The organism is Methylocystis suflitae (assembly GCF_024448135.1).
Lineage (GTDB): Bacteria > Pseudomonadota > Alphaproteobacteria > Rhizobiales > Beijerinckiaceae > Methylocystis > Methylocystis suflitae.
Window position 1 is genome coordinate 21,806 of the sequence record NZ_JAMRYX010000017.1, and the last position, 17,090, is coordinate 38,895.

The 17,090-nt window shown below is 61.6% G+C and carries 15 protein-coding genes; 10 read left to right on the plus strand and 5 right to left on the minus strand.

Going from position 1 to position 17,090, the window contains the following annotated elements; translation table 11 throughout:
* Positions 1 to 12 precede the first annotated feature (12 nt).
* The 3 genes from NEI07_RS01075 (at position 13) to NEI07_RS01085 (ending at position 3,975) form a co-directional block, all read left to right on the plus strand.
* Positions 13 to 228: a hypothetical protein gene (locus tag NEI07_RS01075; RefSeq protein ID WP_256032129.1), complete on the plus strand. Its 216-nt coding sequence runs from the start codon at positions 13 to 15 to the stop codon at positions 226 to 228.
* Between the two features lie 34 nt (positions 229 to 262).
* Entirely contained in the window at positions 263 to 3,379 is a 3,117-nt protein-coding gene (gene putA, locus NEI07_RS01080) for a bifunctional proline dehydrogenase/L-glutamate gamma-semialdehyde dehydrogenase PutA (protein ID WP_256032130.1), read from the plus strand.
* A gap of 95 nt (positions 3,380 to 3,474) precedes the next feature.
* Positions 3,475 to 3,975 (plus strand): Hsp20/alpha crystallin family protein, encoded by a 501-nt coding sequence (locus NEI07_RS01085; RefSeq protein ID WP_256032131.1) that lies wholly within the window; start codon positions 3,475 to 3,477, stop codon positions 3,973 to 3,975.
* A gap of 33 nt (positions 3,976 to 4,008) precedes the next feature.
* On the opposite strand, the gene NEI07_RS01090 is transcribed toward NEI07_RS01085, so the two are convergent.
* Positions 4,009 to 5,286 carry an FAD-dependent monooxygenase gene (locus tag NEI07_RS01090; RefSeq protein ID WP_256032132.1) on the minus strand — a complete coding sequence of 426 codons (1,278 nt, stop codon included), beginning with the start codon at positions 5,284 to 5,286 and terminating at the stop codon, positions 4,009 to 4,011.
* A 132-nt stretch (positions 5,287 to 5,418) separates the two neighbouring features.
* Here NEI07_RS01090 and NEI07_RS01095 point away from each other — a divergent pair, with 132 nt between their 5' ends.
* The 4 genes from NEI07_RS01095 to rlmH all read left to right on the plus strand — a co-directional run bounded on the left by NEI07_RS01095 (position 5,419) and on the right by rlmH (position 8,494).
* Positions 5,419 to 6,132 (plus strand): CDP-alcohol phosphatidyltransferase family protein, encoded by a 714-nt coding sequence (locus NEI07_RS01095; protein WP_256032133.1) that lies wholly within the window; start codon positions 5,419 to 5,421, stop codon positions 6,130 to 6,132.
* Positions 6,125 to 7,096, plus strand: coding sequence for a quinone oxidoreductase family protein (locus NEI07_RS01100; RefSeq protein WP_256032135.1), 972 nt, complete (start codon positions 6,125 to 6,127; stop codon positions 7,094 to 7,096). The genes NEI07_RS01095 and NEI07_RS01100 overlap by 8 nt, the downstream gene beginning before the upstream one ends.
* 424 nt (positions 7,097 to 7,520) lie before the next feature.
* Entirely contained in the window at positions 7,521 to 7,949 is a 429-nt protein-coding gene (gene rsfS, locus NEI07_RS01105) for a ribosome silencing factor (RefSeq protein WP_256032137.1), read from the plus strand.
* Positions 7,950 to 8,014: 65 nt separating this feature from the next.
* Positions 8,015 to 8,494: a 23S rRNA (pseudouridine(1915)-N(3))-methyltransferase RlmH gene (rlmH, locus tag NEI07_RS01110; RefSeq protein ID WP_256032138.1), complete on the plus strand. Its 480-nt coding sequence runs from the start codon at positions 8,015 to 8,017 to the stop codon at positions 8,492 to 8,494.
* Between the two features lie 78 nt (positions 8,495 to 8,572).
* Here rlmH and NEI07_RS01115 read toward each other — a convergent pair whose 3' ends face one another.
* Entirely contained in the window at positions 8,573 to 9,046 is a 474-nt protein-coding gene (locus NEI07_RS01115; protein ID WP_256032139.1) for a YgaP family membrane protein, read from the minus strand.
* Between the two features lie 167 nt (positions 9,047 to 9,213).
* Between NEI07_RS01115 and NEI07_RS01120 the strand changes: the two genes are divergently transcribed.
* Positions 9,214 to 10,509, plus strand: a complete 1,296-nt coding sequence (locus NEI07_RS01120) for an adenylosuccinate synthase (RefSeq protein ID WP_256032140.1) — start codon at positions 9,214 to 9,216, stop codon at positions 10,507 to 10,509.
* Positions 10,510 to 10,755: 246 nt separating this feature from the next.
* Here NEI07_RS01120 and NEI07_RS01125 read toward each other — a convergent pair whose 3' ends face one another.
* On the minus strand, positions 10,756 to 11,052 hold the full coding sequence (locus NEI07_RS01125; RefSeq protein WP_256032141.1) for a hypothetical protein: 297 nt from the start codon (positions 11,050 to 11,052) through the stop codon (positions 10,756 to 10,758).
* A gap of 302 nt (positions 11,053 to 11,354) precedes the next feature.
* Here NEI07_RS01125 and NEI07_RS01130 point away from each other — a divergent pair, with 302 nt between their 5' ends.
* Positions 11,355 to 12,743 (plus strand): glycosyltransferase family 4 protein, encoded by a 1,389-nt coding sequence (locus NEI07_RS01130; RefSeq protein ID WP_256032142.1) that lies wholly within the window; start codon positions 11,355 to 11,357, stop codon positions 12,741 to 12,743.
* A 350-nt stretch (positions 12,744 to 13,093) separates the two neighbouring features.
* Positions 13,094 to 14,071, plus strand: coding sequence for a glycosyltransferase family 4 protein (locus tag NEI07_RS19555; protein WP_256032143.1), 978 nt, complete (start codon positions 13,094 to 13,096; stop codon positions 14,069 to 14,071).
* 55 nt (positions 14,072 to 14,126) lie between these two features.
* Here the strand turns inward: NEI07_RS19555 and NEI07_RS01140 are convergent, their stop codons facing one another.
* The gene (locus NEI07_RS01140; protein ID WP_256032144.1) at positions 14,127 to 15,476 is read right to left on the minus strand and encodes a glycosyltransferase family 4 protein; all 1,350 of its coding nucleotides are present in this window, start codon (positions 15,474 to 15,476) and stop codon (positions 14,127 to 14,129) included.
* A 27-nt stretch (positions 15,477 to 15,503) separates the two neighbouring features.
* The gene (locus NEI07_RS01145) at positions 15,504 to 17,087 is read right to left on the minus strand and encodes a glucan biosynthesis protein (protein WP_256032145.1); all 1,584 of its coding nucleotides are present in this window, start codon (positions 17,085 to 17,087) and stop codon (positions 15,504 to 15,506) included.
* Positions 17,088 to 17,090 lie beyond the last annotated feature (3 nt).

A 17,090-nucleotide genomic window follows, 5' to 3' on the forward strand; every position in this document is an offset into this window, starting at 1 on the left:
AAGGAGATCGCGATGAATTTCGTCGAACTCATCCTTACTGTCTGCACGCTGGCGCAGCCCGCCGCCTGCGACGAGCGCAAGCTCGTCCTCGAATCGACCACGGGCTCGACCAGCAATTGCGTGATGCAGGCGATGCCATATATCGCTCAATGGTGCGGCGAACACCCGCAACTGACGGTTACGAAGTGGCGTTGCGCGCGGCCGGGAGAGGAAGGCGACAAGATCTGATCGAGCCCTTCGGGCGCGGTCGGTTCCATGGCGAATGAATCGAAAAGACGATCGGCCGGCGCCCTTTGCGGCGCCTTACGCGCCCCCCGACGAGAGCTTCGCTGAAGCCTTTCTCGGTTCGCGTCCGGATGCTGCAACACAACGGGTCGTAGAAGAAGCTGCGCTGACGCTCGTGCGCGGCATTCGCGCACAACGTGATCCGCTCGGCGGCGTCGAAGATTTCCTTCACGAATTCTCCCTCTCCTCACGGGAGGGTCTGGCGGTTATGGCGCTCGCCGAAGCGCTCCTGCGCGTGCCCGACGATGCGACGGCCGATCAACTCCTTGCTGATAAGCTCGCCGAGGGCGATTTCTCCCATCACGAGACATCGAGCGACGCGCTGCTCGTTCAGGCCTGCGCCTTCGCGCTGGGACTGTCGGCGCGTATCGTCGACGTTGCGGAGCCGCGCGGGCTCGTCGCCGACCTTGCCCGGCGTCTTGGCCTGCCCGCGCTGCGCGCCGCCGCGCGTCAGGCGATGCGGCTGATGGGCGCTCATTTCGTCTTTGGCGAAACCATCGAAGCGGCGATCAGACGGGAGCAGGGACGGCGCGAGCGCTTCTCTTATGACATGCTTGGCGAAGGCGCGCGGACGGCGGGAGACGCCGAGCGCTATTTGGAGGCCTATGCCCACGCCATTCGCGCCATCGGCGACTCGGCCGGAAGCTCCGGCCTCCCGACGCGCCCCGGAATTTCGATCAAGCTTTCGGCGCTGCATCCGCGCTATGAGGCGATTTCGCGCGAACGCGTATTGCGGGAATTGCCGCCGCGCGTGCTCGACCTCGCCCGCCTCGCGAAGGAGCGCGATCTTCTTTTCACCATCGACGCGGAGGAGGCGGATCGACTCGAACTGTCGCTGGACGTGTTCGCACGCGTCGTCGACGACCCGTCTCTTTCCGGCTGGGACGGATTCGGGCTCGCGGTGCAGGCCTATCTGAAGCGCGCGACGGCCGCGATCGACTATGTCGCCTCGCTCGCGGAAGCGAACCATCGGCGCTTCATGGTGCGTCTCGTCAAGGGCGCCTATTGGGACAGCGAAATCAAACGCGCGCAGGAGCGCGGTCTTGCCGACTATCCCGTGTTCACGCGCAAGGCGATGACCGATCTCAATTTCGACGCCTGCGCGGCGCAGCTCTTCGACCAACCGCGTCTCTTCCCGCAAGTCGCCACGCATAATGCTCGTAGCGTCGCCGCCGTTCTAACGATGGCGGGCGGGCGGCGCGACTTCGAGTTTCAGCGCCTGCACGGCATGGGCGAGTCGCTCTATGAGTCGCTCGCGGAAATGAGCGACGCCGCCGTTCGAATCTATGCGCCGGTCGGCCCGCACCGCGATCTTCTCGCCTATCTCGTGCGGCGCTTGATCGAGAACGGCGCCAACTCCTCTTTCGTCGCGCGCGCCGCCGACCCCGAGACGCCGGAGAGCGCGCTTGTCGCGGACCCTTATGAAGCGCTCGGCGCGTCAAATCGCGCGCGCCATCCGCGTCTCCCGCTGCCGAGCGAGATTTACCTGCCGCAACGCGCCAATTCAAAAGGCGTGGAGTTCGGCGATCGGACTGCGCTTGCGGCGCTGATTGACGAGACGCGCGCGCCGGTTCCGCCGCCTGACGCGCGACCGAGCGTCGAGTTACACGCAGCAGCGCGCCCGGTGCTGTCGCCGATCGACGGCGCCGTTGTCGGTCATGTCGTCGAAGCAGATGAAGCTGCGGCGCGCGCTGCGGTCACATTGGCGGCGCGCGCCTTCCCAGAATGGTCCAGGACTCCCTTCGAGGCGCGGGCGCGGATCATCGAACGCGCGGCCGATCTGATTGAGGCGCGGCGCGGCCCGTTGATCGCCTTGTTGCAAAGCGAGGGCGGCAAGACCCTCGACGATGCGCTCGCAGAGGTGCGCGAGGCGGCTGATCTTTGCCGCTACTACGCCGGTCAGGCGCGAATTGTCTGCGCCGACATGCCGCTGCCGGGGCCGACGGGCGAAGCCAATGTCCAGCGTCGGCATGGACGCGGCGTCTTTGTTTGCATTTCGCCCTGGAATTTCCCGCTTGCGATTTTCATCGGTCAGGTCGCAGCGGCGCTGGTGGCGGGAAATTGCGTCGTCGCCAAGCCCGCCGAGCAGACGCCGCTCGTCGCCGCCATGGCGATCGAGCTCCTGCGCGAATCCGGCGTTCCGAAGGACGTGCTGCATTTTGCGCCGGGCGATGGCGCGATCGGCGCCGCGCTTGTCGCCGATCCGCTGACCGCCGGCGTCGTTTTTACCGGCTCGGTCGAAGTTGCGCAGCGGATCAATCGCGCGCTCGCCGAGCGAGATGGCGCGATCGCGCCGCTCATCGCCGAAACGGGCGGGATCAATGCGATGATCGTCGATTCGACGGCGCTGATCGAACAGGTCGTCGACGACGTCATGGCGTCAGCGTTCCGATCGGCCGGGCAGCGGTGTTCAGCCTTGCGGCTCTTGTGCCTGCAAGGGGAGATCGCGCCCGTCTGCCTCGAGACGCTGATTGGCGCTGCGCGCGAGTTGCGGGTCGGCGATCCGCGCGAGATCGGCGCGCATGTCGGCCCGGCGATTGACGCCGAGGCGAAGGCCAAACTCGACGCCTATCTTTCGCGTCAGCGCGCAGCCGGGAGAATTCTTTACGCCGGCGTTGCGCCCTCGACAGGAACTTTCGTCGCGCCGCATATCGTCAGACTCGATCGCGTCGATGAGTTGCAGGAAGAGATTTTTGGGCCCGTCTTGCACGTCGTGACGTGGCGGTCCGAGCGTCTGTCGCAACTGCTCACGGACATCGAAGCCAGCGGATATGGCCTCACGCTCGGCATGCATACGCGCATCGAGCAGCGCATTCGCGCATTGTCGCGCAAAGCGTCCGCCGGCAATATTTACGTCAATCGCAACATGATCGGCGCGGTCGTCGGCAGTCAGCCTTTCGGCGGATTTGGCCTGAGCGGCACCGGTCCAAAGGCGGGCGGGCCGGATTATCTCCTCCGCTTTCTTCATGAGACGACGCTGACGATCAACACCGCGTCGTCAGGCGGCGACGCAGGACTGTTGTCGCTCGGAGAATCCGACGAGCTTGATCGCGACAAATTGGCGCAAACACGCCCGTTGAAGTCACACCTCTGACGCTCCACTTCACTAACGTTTCCACATCGATCGTCAGCGCCATCGTTGCTGAATTTTCGGTTGCTTGGCGATCGTCCGTAACGAGGGAGATCAGCATGGCCGAACAAAGCAAGCTGCCAGCGTCACGAGAGTCCACGCAGGCCGGCGTTTTCGATTGGCATCCTTTCGAATCCTTCCGGCGGCAGTTCGATCGGCTCTTTGAAGACTTTCCGTCGCGTAGAAGCCTGGCCGATTTCCAGCCGTTCGACCGACTGATGTCGGCGGCGACGCCGCCGGTCGATTTCGTCGAGAAGGACGGTGGATACGAGATCACCGCTGAACTGCCGGGGCTCGATGAGAAGAGCGTCGATGTGAAGCTGTCCAACGGCGTCTTGTCGATCTCCGGCGAGAAGAGCGAAGAAAAGGAAGAAAAGAAGGAGGGCTATTACTGCTCAGAGCGCCGATACGGCTCGTTCCGGCGCGCCTTCAGGGTTCCCGAAGGAGTCGACGCGGACAAAATCACCGCGGACTTCGAAAAGGGCGTGCTGAAAATCAAGCTGCCGAAAACGCCGGAATCCAAGCAGGAAGAAAAGAAGATCAAGATTGCAGCCAAGTAGCGCCGCCTTAGACGCGGCGCTCAAGCGCTGGCTTTAAGATCGCAGGCCGGCGCGTCCGTGCGGAGCGCCGGCGATATTTTGCTTGTGCGCCGGCCGGCGCATCAGGCGCGGCAGCACGAGATGCGGCAGCACGCCCTCGCGAATGACGGCCCGCCGTAACGGCCCGAGCGCCGCCATGGCGATGAAGCTTGCGCCGCGCAGCAAATCCACCGGCAGATAGGGAATGATGAGCGACCGGTTGAGCAGGTCGACGCCATGAGTTCTAAAGCCGATGTCGCCGCGCCGGTGAAGATCGTAGCGCGCCAGCGCCCGCGACAATTCGCGCGGATTTTTAAGATCGACGCTGGCGAGACAATCCTCGAGATCGGCGACGTCGCGCAGACTTAAATTCAGTCCTTGCGCGCCGATCGGCGGAAAGATGTGACAGGTCTCGCCGACGAGCGCGAGGCGCCCCGTGGCATGCTTCGACACCTGCATGCCGCCCATGCGGAACTGCCCGATGTCGCCTTCGATGCGCATGGCGCCCAGTTCCGACTTGGCGAAATCCTCGATTTCAAATTCGAGCTCTTCGCGGGGCTTGGCGAGACGCCGCCGCGCGTCGGCGACGCTCATCAGCCAGACAAGGCTCGAACGATTCGGCGCATCGTCTCGCGCGGGCAGCGGCACCAGCGTGAAAGGGCCCGAGCGCGTGTGATATTCGGTCGAGACATTTTCGTGCGGGAACTCGTGGCGCAGCAGCATGGTGAGCGCGATCTGCGGATAGGTCCATTCCTTCACGTCGATGCCGGCGACCGCGCGGGCGCGGCTGTTGCGCCCGTCCGCTGCAACGATGAAGTCCGCCTGGAGCCGGCGTCCGTCTGCGAGAATGGCGACGGCGCCGTCGCCGTTGAATTCGTAATCCGCGATGTCTGCGTCGACGAACGCGATTTCGGAGCGGCCGCGACAAAGATCCAGCAGAATGGCGACGAGGTCATCATTCGACACATTGACGCCGAGCGCCGGCAGCCCGATCTCGCGCGCCCGCAGGTTGAGTTCCGGCACTGGCAGAAACTGATCGGTGTCGTCGATCATATGGATCGCTTCAACGGCGCAGCCGCGCGCTTTGACGCGCTCCAGCGCACCGAGCGCATCGAGAAATCGGACGGACGATTCGAACAAGGCGACCGTGCGTCCCGGCAGCGGCGGCGGAACGCGGCCGGCGAGCGTCGTTTTCAATCCCGCACGCGCGAAGGCCAGCGCCGCTGCGAGGCCGGTCGCCCCGGCGCCGGCGACGAGAATTTCCGATCTGAGGTTTTCGTGCGCCGTTGTCATATCGTCCGTCTCCTGCGTTCCGTTATAGCGGCAGACTCTGCGGAGCGCGAGCCGGACGGGCGAGCACGACGCCTTTGGCTCGGCGCGACGGCGGTGCTAGGCTTAAGTCCCGCTTCTCCAGTCTCGGCGCCCGTGACGAATTCTCGCCTCGTCGGCCTTTCTGTCCACCTCTTCACCGCGAGCGGTGCGGCGCTCGGCCTGATCGCGCTGTTCCACGCGGCCGACGGCCGCTTTGCGGCGATGTTTGCCTGGCTTGGCGCGGCGCTCGCCATCGACGCCATCGACGGAACGTTGGCGCGGCATTTCAGGGTGACTGAAACGGCGCCCTTCATCGACGGCGTCGCGCTCGACCTCGTCGTCGACTTTCTCAACTATGTCGTCACGCCGCTTGTGGCGCTATGGCGCTCCGGCCTCCTGGATCCGGCGCTCGTCGGGCCCGTTTGCGCCGCGGTCTGCGCCTGTTCGGCGCTCTATTTCGCGGATCGGCGAATGAAAACGGCGGACTACTGGTTTCGCGGATTTCCATCGCTGTGGAACATCGTGGTCTTTTATCTCCTCGTGCTGCGGCCGCCGGCCGCCGCGAGTCTCACGCTGGTTCTGGTGACGACGGCGTTTATGTTCGTTCCGGTCGCCTTTATTCATCCGCTGCGCGTTAAGCGGCTGCGGCCTGTGACGCTCGTCGTGACCGTCATCTGGGGCGCGGCGGCGATCGCGGCGGTCGCACAGAATCTTGCGGCGGCCTCCTTCACCGTAAAGGCGGCTCTGGTCGTGACGGGGTGCTATTTTCTCGCTTTGCCGCTTTTTCGCGAGGGCGGCGCAATCGCGAAAGGGGAGGATGATGGTTAAGGCGATTCGCGTGCATCAGCCCGGCGGGCCGGATGTGCTCGTCATGGAAGACGTCGATCTGCCGGCTCCGACCGCAGATGAAGTGCAAATTCGCCACGCCGCCATTGGCGTCAATTTCATAGACGTCTACCGCCGTACCGGCGCTTATCCGGCGGACTATCCGTTTATCCCCGGACATGAAGGCGCCGGCGAGGTGATCGCCGTCGGCGAGAACGTGAAGAACTTCAAGGTCGGGGATCGGGTCGCTTATGTCGGCGCGCTTGGCGGCTATTCGGAGGCGCGCAACATCGCCGCCGGCTCAGTGGTCCATCTGCCGAAATCCTTCAGCTATGAGCAGGGCGCGGTGATGATGCTGAAAGGGCTGACGGCGCAATATCTGCTGCGAAGGACGTTCAAGGTGGAGAAAGGCCAGCGCGTTCTCGTCCATGCCGGCGCCGGCGGCGTTGGGCAGATCCTCTGCCAATGGGCAAACGCGCTTGGGGCGAAGGTCATCGCCACCGTCGGCTCTCCTGAAAAGGCCAAGATCGCGGAGGAGGCCGGCGCCAAGCACACAATCCTCTATCGCGAAGAAAATTTCGTCGAACGCGTGCGCGACATCACCAAGGGCAAGCTGTGCGATGTCGTCTATGACGGCGTCGGGCGCGCGACATTCCCCGCTTCGCTCGACTGCCTGAAGCCGTTCGGCATGTTCGTGAGTTTCGGCTCAGCCTCCGGTCCGATCGCGGCCTTCGATCTCGGCCTTCTGGCGCTGAAAGGATCGCTCTATGCGACCCGTCCCTCGCTCTTCACCCATATCGCCCGCCGGGGCGACTATGAGGAGATGATGGACGATTTCGTCCACGCGGTGAAGCGGGGCTTCGTGACTCTTACCGAGCCCGCGCGGCATCCGCTCGCCGACGCCGCCAAAGTGCATGCCGCGCTCGAATCACGCGCCACCAGCGGCTCCATGGTTCTAATTCCATGATTTCGCCATAAAGGGACAGGCGAAAGCAGTGCTCCGGGGACAAACTTGACTTGTGTTGCAATTTGAGCACTAGGCCGATTGATGCGCTTCGCAACGCTTTGTTAACTTGGCCGAATCAGGCTCCGGCCGCGCGCCGCTCACGGCGCCAGTTCAGCAGTTTTTCCCCGCTTTTTCCTCCGCCGGCGGGCGAGTCGACAATTTCGTCCTACGCTTTTGGCGCAAATCGATTATGCTTTCCATGTTCCGGCTTTGAGGTTCCTCCCGCCTCTCGATTAGCCCGAACCGCCTTCCAAAGCCCGGCGTTTGAGCCGGGCTTTTTTCTTGGCCCTCGCTTGGCAACCCCGCAGTTTCTATTGCAATTTTTTGGTAAGAGCCCCATCCTTGTGTGGCGGCGGGCTCTCTTTCGGGCTTTGGGCCGCGAAGCATGAGGGTTGCAACGCTGTCGACAGGTGTTCATCCGGGTGCGGCTCGTGGTCCGCTCCGACCGGAAATTGGCGCAAGCGCCCAATTGGCCGGCTCAATCGTGCAAAAGGTTCTCACCAGCCTGGACGAAACCAAGGCCGAGGACATCGTCTCCATCGATCTGCGCGGAAAGACGGCGCTCGCCGATGACATGATCATCGCGACGGGCCGTTCGACCGTGCATGTCGGCGCCATCGCCGACAAAGCGATCAAGGCCCTCAAAGCGGCGGGCGTCGTTGCCCCGCGCGTCGAAGGCCTCTCCCAGTGTGACTGGGTGCTGATCGACGCCGGCGACGTCATCGTCCACATCTTCCGTCCCGAGGTGCGCCAGTTCTACAATCTGGAAAAGATGTGGGGCGGCGATCGACCGGTGGAGATTCGCCTGGTCTGACGGAAGCGGACGCAAGCGCGCCTTGGCATCGCTTGTCCATCTGCCTCCGTCTCGCCGGGCGTCGGATGAAACTGGGACTGATCTGCGTCGGCCGCCTGAAGGCGGGCCCCGAGCGGGAGCTTTTCGCGCGCTACGCCGAGCGCATCCGCGCCTTGCGACGGCTGGGCCTCGAAGGTCTCGAACTTAAGGAAATCGACGAGAGCAGGGCCTCCTCCAGCGCCGAGCGGGCGTCGCGCGAAGCGATGGAACTGCTGGCGGCGCTGCCTGCCGAAGCGCGGCTTGCGGCGTTTGATGAACGGGGCAGGGCGGAGACCAGCGCAGCCTTCGCCCAATTCATCGCCTCAGAACGCGACAGGGGCTGCAAGGCGCTGTGGTTTGCGATTGGCGGCGCCGAAGGGCTCGACGAGAGCGTCCGTGCGCGCGCGACCGCCATTTTCTCTTTCGGCGCGATGACGCTGCCGCATCAGTTGGCGCGCATTCTCGCGGCGGAGCAGATTTACCGAGCGATGACGATCCTATCGGGGCACCCGTATCACAGGGCCTGATTGATTAGGATCCACCGAGGCTCGGGCAATCTCCTTCCGACCATCCGCTCTCTGGCCGCGAGCAGCGCAGGAGAATTCCTAATGCACGGTGCGTCCGTGCATTTCGCAGCCAAGCCCGGCGGCGCGCGCCGCCTCCTGCACCCTGTCGCCGGCTTTTTTCACCTTGTCGAAGTCGCCGCGTAGCGCCTTCAGCGCGTTACGCTCCTGACTGATTTCCTCGGCCGTTCGGAACGACATTCGACGCAGAAGCGGCAAAGGCGGGCACCAGCCCTGCAGCGCGTGCTGGAGCAAAAAGCCGCTGACCAAAACCGGCAGCGCCAGCCAGCGACGATCCGACGTCAAGCCCAGCGCGAGCCCGACGAGCGCCACCGAGGAGGCGTTGGCCTCGAGCGCGCGCTCGATATCCCACTCCCGGTCGAGCTCTTCCAAGCGCTCGTCGATCTTTTCCGGGTGTTTGGCGAAGTAAGACAGCCGCGCCTGCGTTTCCTTGCGAATGGCGCGATTGATGTCCTCATCGGTGTTTTGCGGAACGCGAGCGACCGTGGTCGGCATGCATGCTACCTCCCCTTGTTCAATTCCAACCGAAAAACCCGGCTGAAGTTCCTGACGTCGGGCCGCCGGCGGCCTTTACGGTCCCAGTGGCATGCGCTAAACCCCGGCGGTAACGAGCCCCGGCGTTACCGCGCGGGGCTTTTTCTTTTGGAGGTCGAGATACGGCCATGGCGAATGTGGCGGTGGTCGGCGCCCAGTGGGGCGACGAGGGCAAGGGCAAAATTGTCGACTGGCTGTCGCTCGAGGCCGACGTCGTCGTGCGCTTTCAGGGCGGCCATAACGCCGGGCATACGCTCGTCATCGACGGCGTAACCTATAAGCTGGCGCTGCTGCCCTCAGGCATCGTGCGGCCCGGCAAGCTTTCGGTCATCGGCAATGGCGTCGTCGTCGATCCGCATTTTCTCGTCGGCGAGATTGATCGGCTGCGCGAGCAGGGCGTCGAGATTTCGCCGATGAATCTCAAGATCGCGGAAAACGCGCCGCTGATCCTCTCGCTGCATCGCGAGCTCGACGCGCATCGCGAAGAGGCGAGCGGAAACGGCGTCAAGATAGGCACGACCAAGCGCGGCATCGGACCCGCCTATGAGGACAAGGTCGGGCGCCGGTCGATTCGCCTGATGGATCTCGCCGAGCCCGATCTGCTCGACGACAAGATCACCCGCGTGCTTGCGCATCACGATCCGCTGCGGCGCGGCCTGGGCCTGCCCCAGGTCGATCCTCGCGCGTTGCGCGAGGAACTGCTGTCCGTCGCGCCGCGCATCCTGCCGTTCATGGACGCGGTGTGGGAACTGCTCGAGGACAATCGCCGCGCCGGAAAGCGCATCCTCTTCGAGGGCGCGCAGGGCGTGCTGCTCGACGTCGATCACGGCACCTATCCCTATGTGACGTCGTCCAACACCGTCGCCGCCTCGGCGGCGAGCGGCTCGGGGCTTGGCCCCGGCGCCATCGGCTATGTGCTCGGCATCGCCAAGGCCTATACGACACGCGTCGGCGGCGGCCCGTTTCCGACCGAGCTTCATGACGAGATCGGCCAGTTGATCGGCGATCGCGGCCGCGAATTCGGCACCAACACCGGACGGCGGCGCCGATGCGGCTGGTTCGACGCGGTGCTCACTCGTCAGGCGGTGAAGACGTCAGGAATCAATGGCGTCGCGCTGACCAAGCTCGACATTCTCGATGGTTTCGACGAGATCAAAATCTGCACGCATTACATGCTCGACGGAAAGCGCATTGAGCGCCTGCCGGCCTCGCAGGCGGCGCAGGCGCGCGTGCAGCCGGTCTACGAAAGCTCCCCCGGTTGGAAGGAATCGACGAGCGGCGCGCGCTCCTGGGCGCATCTGCCGGCGCAGGCGATCAAATATGTGCGTCGCGTCGAGGAGCTGATCGAGGCGCCGGTCGCTCTGCTCTCAACGAGTCCCGAACGCGACGACACGATCCTCGTGCACAATCCGTTTCAGGATTGAGCATACTTCCCGCTCTCCAATCCATCATCGGCGCGACCAAAAATCTAATCTGTTGAGGCGGTCAGCATCACTGGTTTTCGCGAAAACGGGCAGGCGTTGCTTATGCCGCACGCGTCCCGTACCCGTGCGCATGCGCCTAAGCGCCGGTGGGTGCGATGATTTTAGCGTCTCCTTTTGTTTGCCGTAATTATGTATTTGAGGTAGACGCCTGAGCAATGGGCTTCCGTCTTGCTTGTGTCTTAAAGCCTAGACTTTGCGTTTCGGGAAGGGTGTAGGATGAATGCGAATAATGCTAAGCTTTTGACGGACAGCCGAGCGTGCGCATTCTTTGAAGACGCCGCGAATAAGCTTCGCACCCATTTCGAACGCCAAGTGCTTGCGGCGCTGCCAGATTTTGCGCGCCGAGCGCTTGAACGCGAATTGAACGCATTCTCCAAATTGTCGAGCGCTGATCCTGTGCCGCCATTGGCGGACGTCTCGTTTATGCGCGCGGAACAATGCGCCCATGACTTGCTGAGCATGAATTACGAAGGCGACGCCCATTCATTTTTCCGGCGCTGCGTCAGCGAAGCGTCGGCGGAGATTGCGGCGGCGGTGATCGCCGCATCGGGGCAGGGCGGAAATATCGTGATTTTTCCGATGCCTTCCAGCAGAGTGGCCGTTGGCCGCACGCTTTAGCTTTCCTGCGAGATTCCGTCTGATCCGGCGGCGTCGGAGCCGGCTCAAAGCGCATGGTCGGGCAGCGCTCTGAAGCGAGCCAGCATTCGTGCGCGGAGCAGCCTTGTTACCGCCGCCGCGCCGCCGTACGAACGGGCAGCGGCGCGAGCGACGTGTGGAGAGCGGGAATGAAGGAAAAGATCGAAGCCTATCTGCTGGAAGAGATGCATCGCGAGTTGAGCGAATTCGAGCAGTATGACGTCGATCCGCGCACACGTTTCATTTACGGGAAGGCGCTGGAGTTCTATTGGACGCTCTCGCGCTTCTTTGGTCTTGGCCGCCTGCATGACGGGCGCTGGCGCAAGCCGGATGCGGTCAAAGCGCAGGCGCTGCGCACGCGGCTTGAAGGCGACATTCCGGCGCCGGCGGCGCGCAATCGTCTCCTCATCGATATGACGGCGACGCATCGCTTTGGCGGCCATACGGGCGTTCAGCGCGTCGTGCGCGAAATCGCGCGCGCCTGCGTTGAAAGCGGCGAAGCGCTTCCGGTCTATCTTGAAGGCGGCCGGCTCTTCGGGCATTTCAAGCACGACAATTTGCCTGACGCGGTTGAACTGCAATCGGGCGACACACTGCTCTTGCTCGATTCAGGATGGGGCTTCGTCGAGGAATATCCGCCGCTCTTGGGCGCAGCGCATGATGCTGGCGCCGAAGTCGTCGGCTGCCTCTATGATCTCATCCCCTTACATTACCCGGCCGCCACGGCGCCGAAAAATAGCGCTCCCTTTGTTCCATGGTTTAACGATGTTCTGATGCGTTGCGATGCGATTGTCTGCATCTCGCACAGCGTGGCGCTGGATCTTCTGGCATATATGCGTGAGGAGCATTTTGCGCCCCCTGCCAACATGCGAATTGGCTGGTGGCCGCTTGGCGCGGATTTTCACGCGCACGCCCAATCCTCGCCTTCGCCAATCGCACAACGCATCGCCTCGATGCAGGCGCCTTTCTTCATGAGCGTCGGCACGCTCGAGCCGCGAAAGGCATATTCGATCGCTCTGGATGCATTCGAAACGCTTTGGGCGCAGGGGTGTGATGCGCGATACGTAATTGCTGGCCGCTGTGGCTGGAACACACGCGCGTTACAACGCCGCATCCGCGAACACCCGGAATTCAAACGGAAGCTCTTTTGGCTTGATGACGCCAGCGACGTCGATCTTGCATTTCTTTATCCACGTGCGCGGGCGCTAATTTTTCCTTCTTTTGCCGAGGGCTTTGGCATGCCGCTGGTGGAAGCTGCATATTATGGGACGCGCGCCATCGCGAGCGACATTCCAGTGTTGCGTGAAATTGGCGGCGAGGGCCATGTCTACTTCGACCTGCTCAATTCCCATTCGCTCGCAACGCATGTGCGAGCGGAACTGGCTGCAAAGAAGGCGCCTCACCGGATTTCCTTCGTCAGTTGGCAGGCTTCGGCTGACGCCTTGACTGGGATGTTGCGGGACAACGCCTATCAAATCGACGCCGAAGCGGTGCGGCTCCTGTCTTCCAAGAACTCGGCCGTGGAGGTAGGGCAGTGAAAGACGCCATACGTTCTTACCTCCTTGGGCAACTTTATGAGGAGGTCTGTGAACGAGATCGCCAAAGCGTCGACGCGCGCTTCAAGGCGGTTTACGATCGGATGCGCGAACTATATTGGACGATATCTAGGCTCTTGCGGGGGTGCTGGAAGTTTATTGGATGGGGCGAGGAGAGACAAAAGGCGCCGCCGTCGTGGATGTTGGTCGATCAGAACATCGTTAGCAACGCGGACCGCGGACGCTTGCTAATCGACGTAACGCCAACATACCGTAGCGACGTCGGCACTGGCATTCAACGCGTCGTTCGGGAAGTCGCGAAAGCGGCGATCGCGTCGGGCCAAGGCTTTCCCGTGACGATCATCGACGGCCGCCTTTGTTGCCATGCCGCGGGGGCCAGTGAGCCTCTCGCTATCGATATTCGAAGCGGGGATACCTTCCTTCTACTCGATGCCGGCTGGATTTACGTCTCGGAATATCGATCGATAATTGACTATGTCTGGGCCCGCGGCGGTCGCAACGTCGCCTGTCTCTACGATCTTTTTCCCATTCTTTACGCGGCGGGCTTTTCGGCGAGGCTGCGGAGCGGCTTCAGCAAATGGTTCGAGGAGATCGTTCTTTCCTGCGATGCCGTCGCAGCAATTTCGAGCAGCGTCGCGCAGGAGTTTGAGCAGCATTGCGAGGAACGCGCTCTCGCGCGAAAGCAGGGACAAAGTGTCGGCGTATGGAAGCTCGGCGCGGATTTTACTGAAGAGGAAATAACAAATCCTACGGCGCGCGTTCGAATGATCTGTGACGGTTCTCGTATTTTTTTCCTAAGCGTCGGAACGCTCGCGCCAAATAAAGGTCAGGCTCTTGCGCTTACGGCGTTTGAGCGTCTGTGGGCGCGGGGGATCGACGTTGCGTTTGTGATCGTCGGCCGACGTGGATGGAACACAGCGGCTCTCGAGCGGCGCTTATGCGAGCATGTTGAGCTTGGCGGCCGATTGTTTTGGTTCAGCGATGCGAGCGACGCGGAACTGGGTTGCCTTTATCGAAAGGCTCATGCCGTTATCTGCGCATCCTATGCTGAAGGTTTTGGCTTGCCGCTGATAGAGGCCGCGCGCGCCGGCGCGCCCGTCATTGCAAGCGACATTGATATTTTCCATGAAGTGGGAGGCGAGTCGATCACCTATTTTAGTATGCTCGACGCCGACTCATTGGGGACGCGGATTGTCGAGTCGCTTGCATCAGGAAGACGCGGAAGACCGCTGCCGGTGTTATCATGGCGACAATCGTCCGAGGCGCTACTAGGACTGATACGGAATGATCTCCATTCGGCTGCATCCTAGAATCGGAAGCTCCAATAGCGCCCGCGCTTGCCGAATTCGAATAAAGCGGACGAACCTATTTCAACTGATAAGATTGAGTTCGGATCATATCCAGAAGCTTCTGAGTCGACTGGCTCCAATCGGGAACTTCGATTTTTTTGGGTTGCCTCTCCTTCGTCATGGCCTCCCGCAATTTGCGAGCGAGATCTGAGCTATCTAAAGCTCTGAAATAGGAGATATTTTCGCCGCCCACTTCTCGAAAAATGGGTATGTCGGACGCGATCACCGGCAGCCCGTCATTTGCAGCCTCGATAATAGGGAGGCCGAATCCTTCTGCGAGCGAAGCAAAGACCAGCGCGTGTGCGGAACTGTACAAGTAGTGCAGTTCTGCGTCATTTGCATTCTGCAACCAGTGCAAACGCTTTCTATGCTCCTCATGTTCAAGAATTCTTCGCTGCAAAACCTCGCTCATCCAGCCGTAACGGCCGACGATGACGAAATGAGCATCGATCCCGCGTTTCCACAACGCCTCCATCGCATCCAGTGAAACATGGTACCCTTTGCGCGGCTCGAGCGTTCCGACGCTTAAAAAAATTGGAGATGATGTTTGCGTGATCGCGGTGACGTCAGCTCCTACGGGCAATGTTTTACTGTAGCGGAAATTGCCTCCGAGCTGGAACCAACCGACCGGCATTCGAACGGGCTGCGGCAAGCCCGTCAAGTGCGCCTTCAGTTCATGCGCTACAGATTCGGAGATGCAAACCGCCGCGTCGGACTCGCAAACTATTGCGCGGAACCAACCTTCATAATGCTGCAGCTGCTCGGGACTGAACGACCATGGTATCGTTTTCGGTAGCAGATCATATATGCAGACGACATTTTGGCCGCCCAGGCTTTTGACGGCTTTCATCGCCGCAGAATAGCTCTCCAAATCCGCCGCTGGCGCATCCAAAAGCAGCAAGGTGTCGCCAGGCGCCAATTCAACAGTATCCGAGGAGATCGCATTCTTGAAATAAGGATAAAACCTGTCCTTAATACGAAGAACCGGGAGAGCCGCGCCCATTTCCGCGCCAGCGAAAGCAATTTCCTTCACGACCCGCTGGATCCCGGTTTCTTTCCCCGACAAATGGGTAGACGCTACATCGATCAATATCCTTCCACAGTCTGAAGACTGAATGCAGGAGCTGCCTGGGACGGATGGGCGTTGGCGAAGGATCTGATCGAGGCGGTTCGTCGCTTGCCGTCGGCCATCATGCAAAAAACCAAGCCCAATAAATCTGGTTATCGACCAATAGAGCTCGAGCATACGCTTCGAAAAAAAATCTCTGAGCCAGCTCTTCTTTGGTTTTTCGTGGTTCTTCAGATAAAAATATTCTCTGTATAGGACATCTAAAAAGTAGCGGCTCACGGCGCCATTATTGTCCATAATTGTCTCCGGAAAAATAACTCGACGTTACAAAGGGTGATACTGATATAGCCAATTTTCTGAAAGCACGTCATCGCCGTTCTTGAGGAACAGGCGCATCTCCACAGGCTCAGAGCCTTCGACGGTGAGGTCGAATTGCGCCCGCCAATGGCCCGGCACATTGTCAAAAACCGCTTCAGTGAAAACGTAGGAGAACGTTCCGCGCGAAGCCCATAATACCGGTTCGGGCTTCACGCCGAAGGGGAGCTTGGCGAGGGGCTCGCCCAGAAACTCCACCATGAACTTTCGGACGCCCTTGGGCCGCGGCTTGCCGGGCTGGCCGCCGTTGCCGAGCCTCGTCGCGACGCAGCGCGCGAGCTTGGTCGGATAGGGCTCGTCCGCAAGCCAATGCAGCCGATAGGAATATTCGAAGGAGGCGCCGGGAACGGCGGGCTTCTCGGGCGCCCAGATGACCACGATGTTGTCGTGGATCTCGTCGTCCGTCGGGATTTCGATGAGTTGAATCGCGCCCTTGCCCCAATCGCCCTTGGGTTCGATCCACACGCTCGGACGGCGATCATAGAACACATTGTCGAGATAGTGATCGTAATTGCGATCACGCTGCATCAGGCCGAAGCCCTTGGGATTATTGTCGCCAAACGCCGACGCCATGACCCGGTTCGGATTGTTCAACGGCCGCCACAAGCGCTCGCCTGCGCCGGTCCACATGCTCAGCCCGTCGGAATCATGCACTTCCGGCCGCCAATCAATGGCCGTCGGCTTTGCGGTCTCCGAGAACCAGAACATCGAGGTGAGCGGCGCGACGCCAAAGCGCGTGAAGGCGCCCCGCAGATAGAGCGCGCAGTCGATGTCCATGACGACGCCCTTGCCGCGCGTCATCAGGAAGCGATAGGCGCCCACGATCGACGGCCCTTCGAGCAGCGCATGCAGGACGACGCCGTCGGCGGTCTCCGGGCCGATGTAAATCTCGGTGAAATCCGGGAACTCTTCATTCGATCCGGCTTGCCAGGTATCGAGCGCGACGCCGCGCGCCGACATGCCATATTGCCGCAATTCGCCGATCGCGCGGAAATATGACGCGCCCAGAAACGCCACCCAGTCGTTTTTCTTCCAGTCGAGCGCGCCGTCCTTGGCCTCTTGAATGCGAAATCCCGCGAAGCCGGCGCCCGGCGGCAGTTGGCGCGCGATCGAATCCGCCGGCATATTGAAGTAGCTCGTATCGTAAAGAACCTCGCGCGCCTCGCCGTTTTCGACGACACTCATCCGCACGGCCTTCTTGAAGAACATCCCAAGGTGGAAGAACTCTATGGGGAAGCGGTCCTTGGTGTCGGCGAAAAGCGCGTGATCGGTGTTGTAGGTGATCTGTCCCCACTTCTCGTAGTCGATCTGCGAGGTGATCTCGGGGGCAGGGATGTTCGGCTTGCGGTAAGGCTCTTTGATAAGGCGCTGCGCCGTCTGCTTGAGCGTCTCGAAGGAGAATGGCCGCGCGTCGCCGAGCCGAAGATTCGAGACGCTCGTCGCCGCCGCGTTGCGAGGCGCGCCGACGGCGCCTAACGCGCTCGTCGCCGCCGCCGCCTTGATAAACGAGCGACGATCCTGCTTCTCGACCATCTC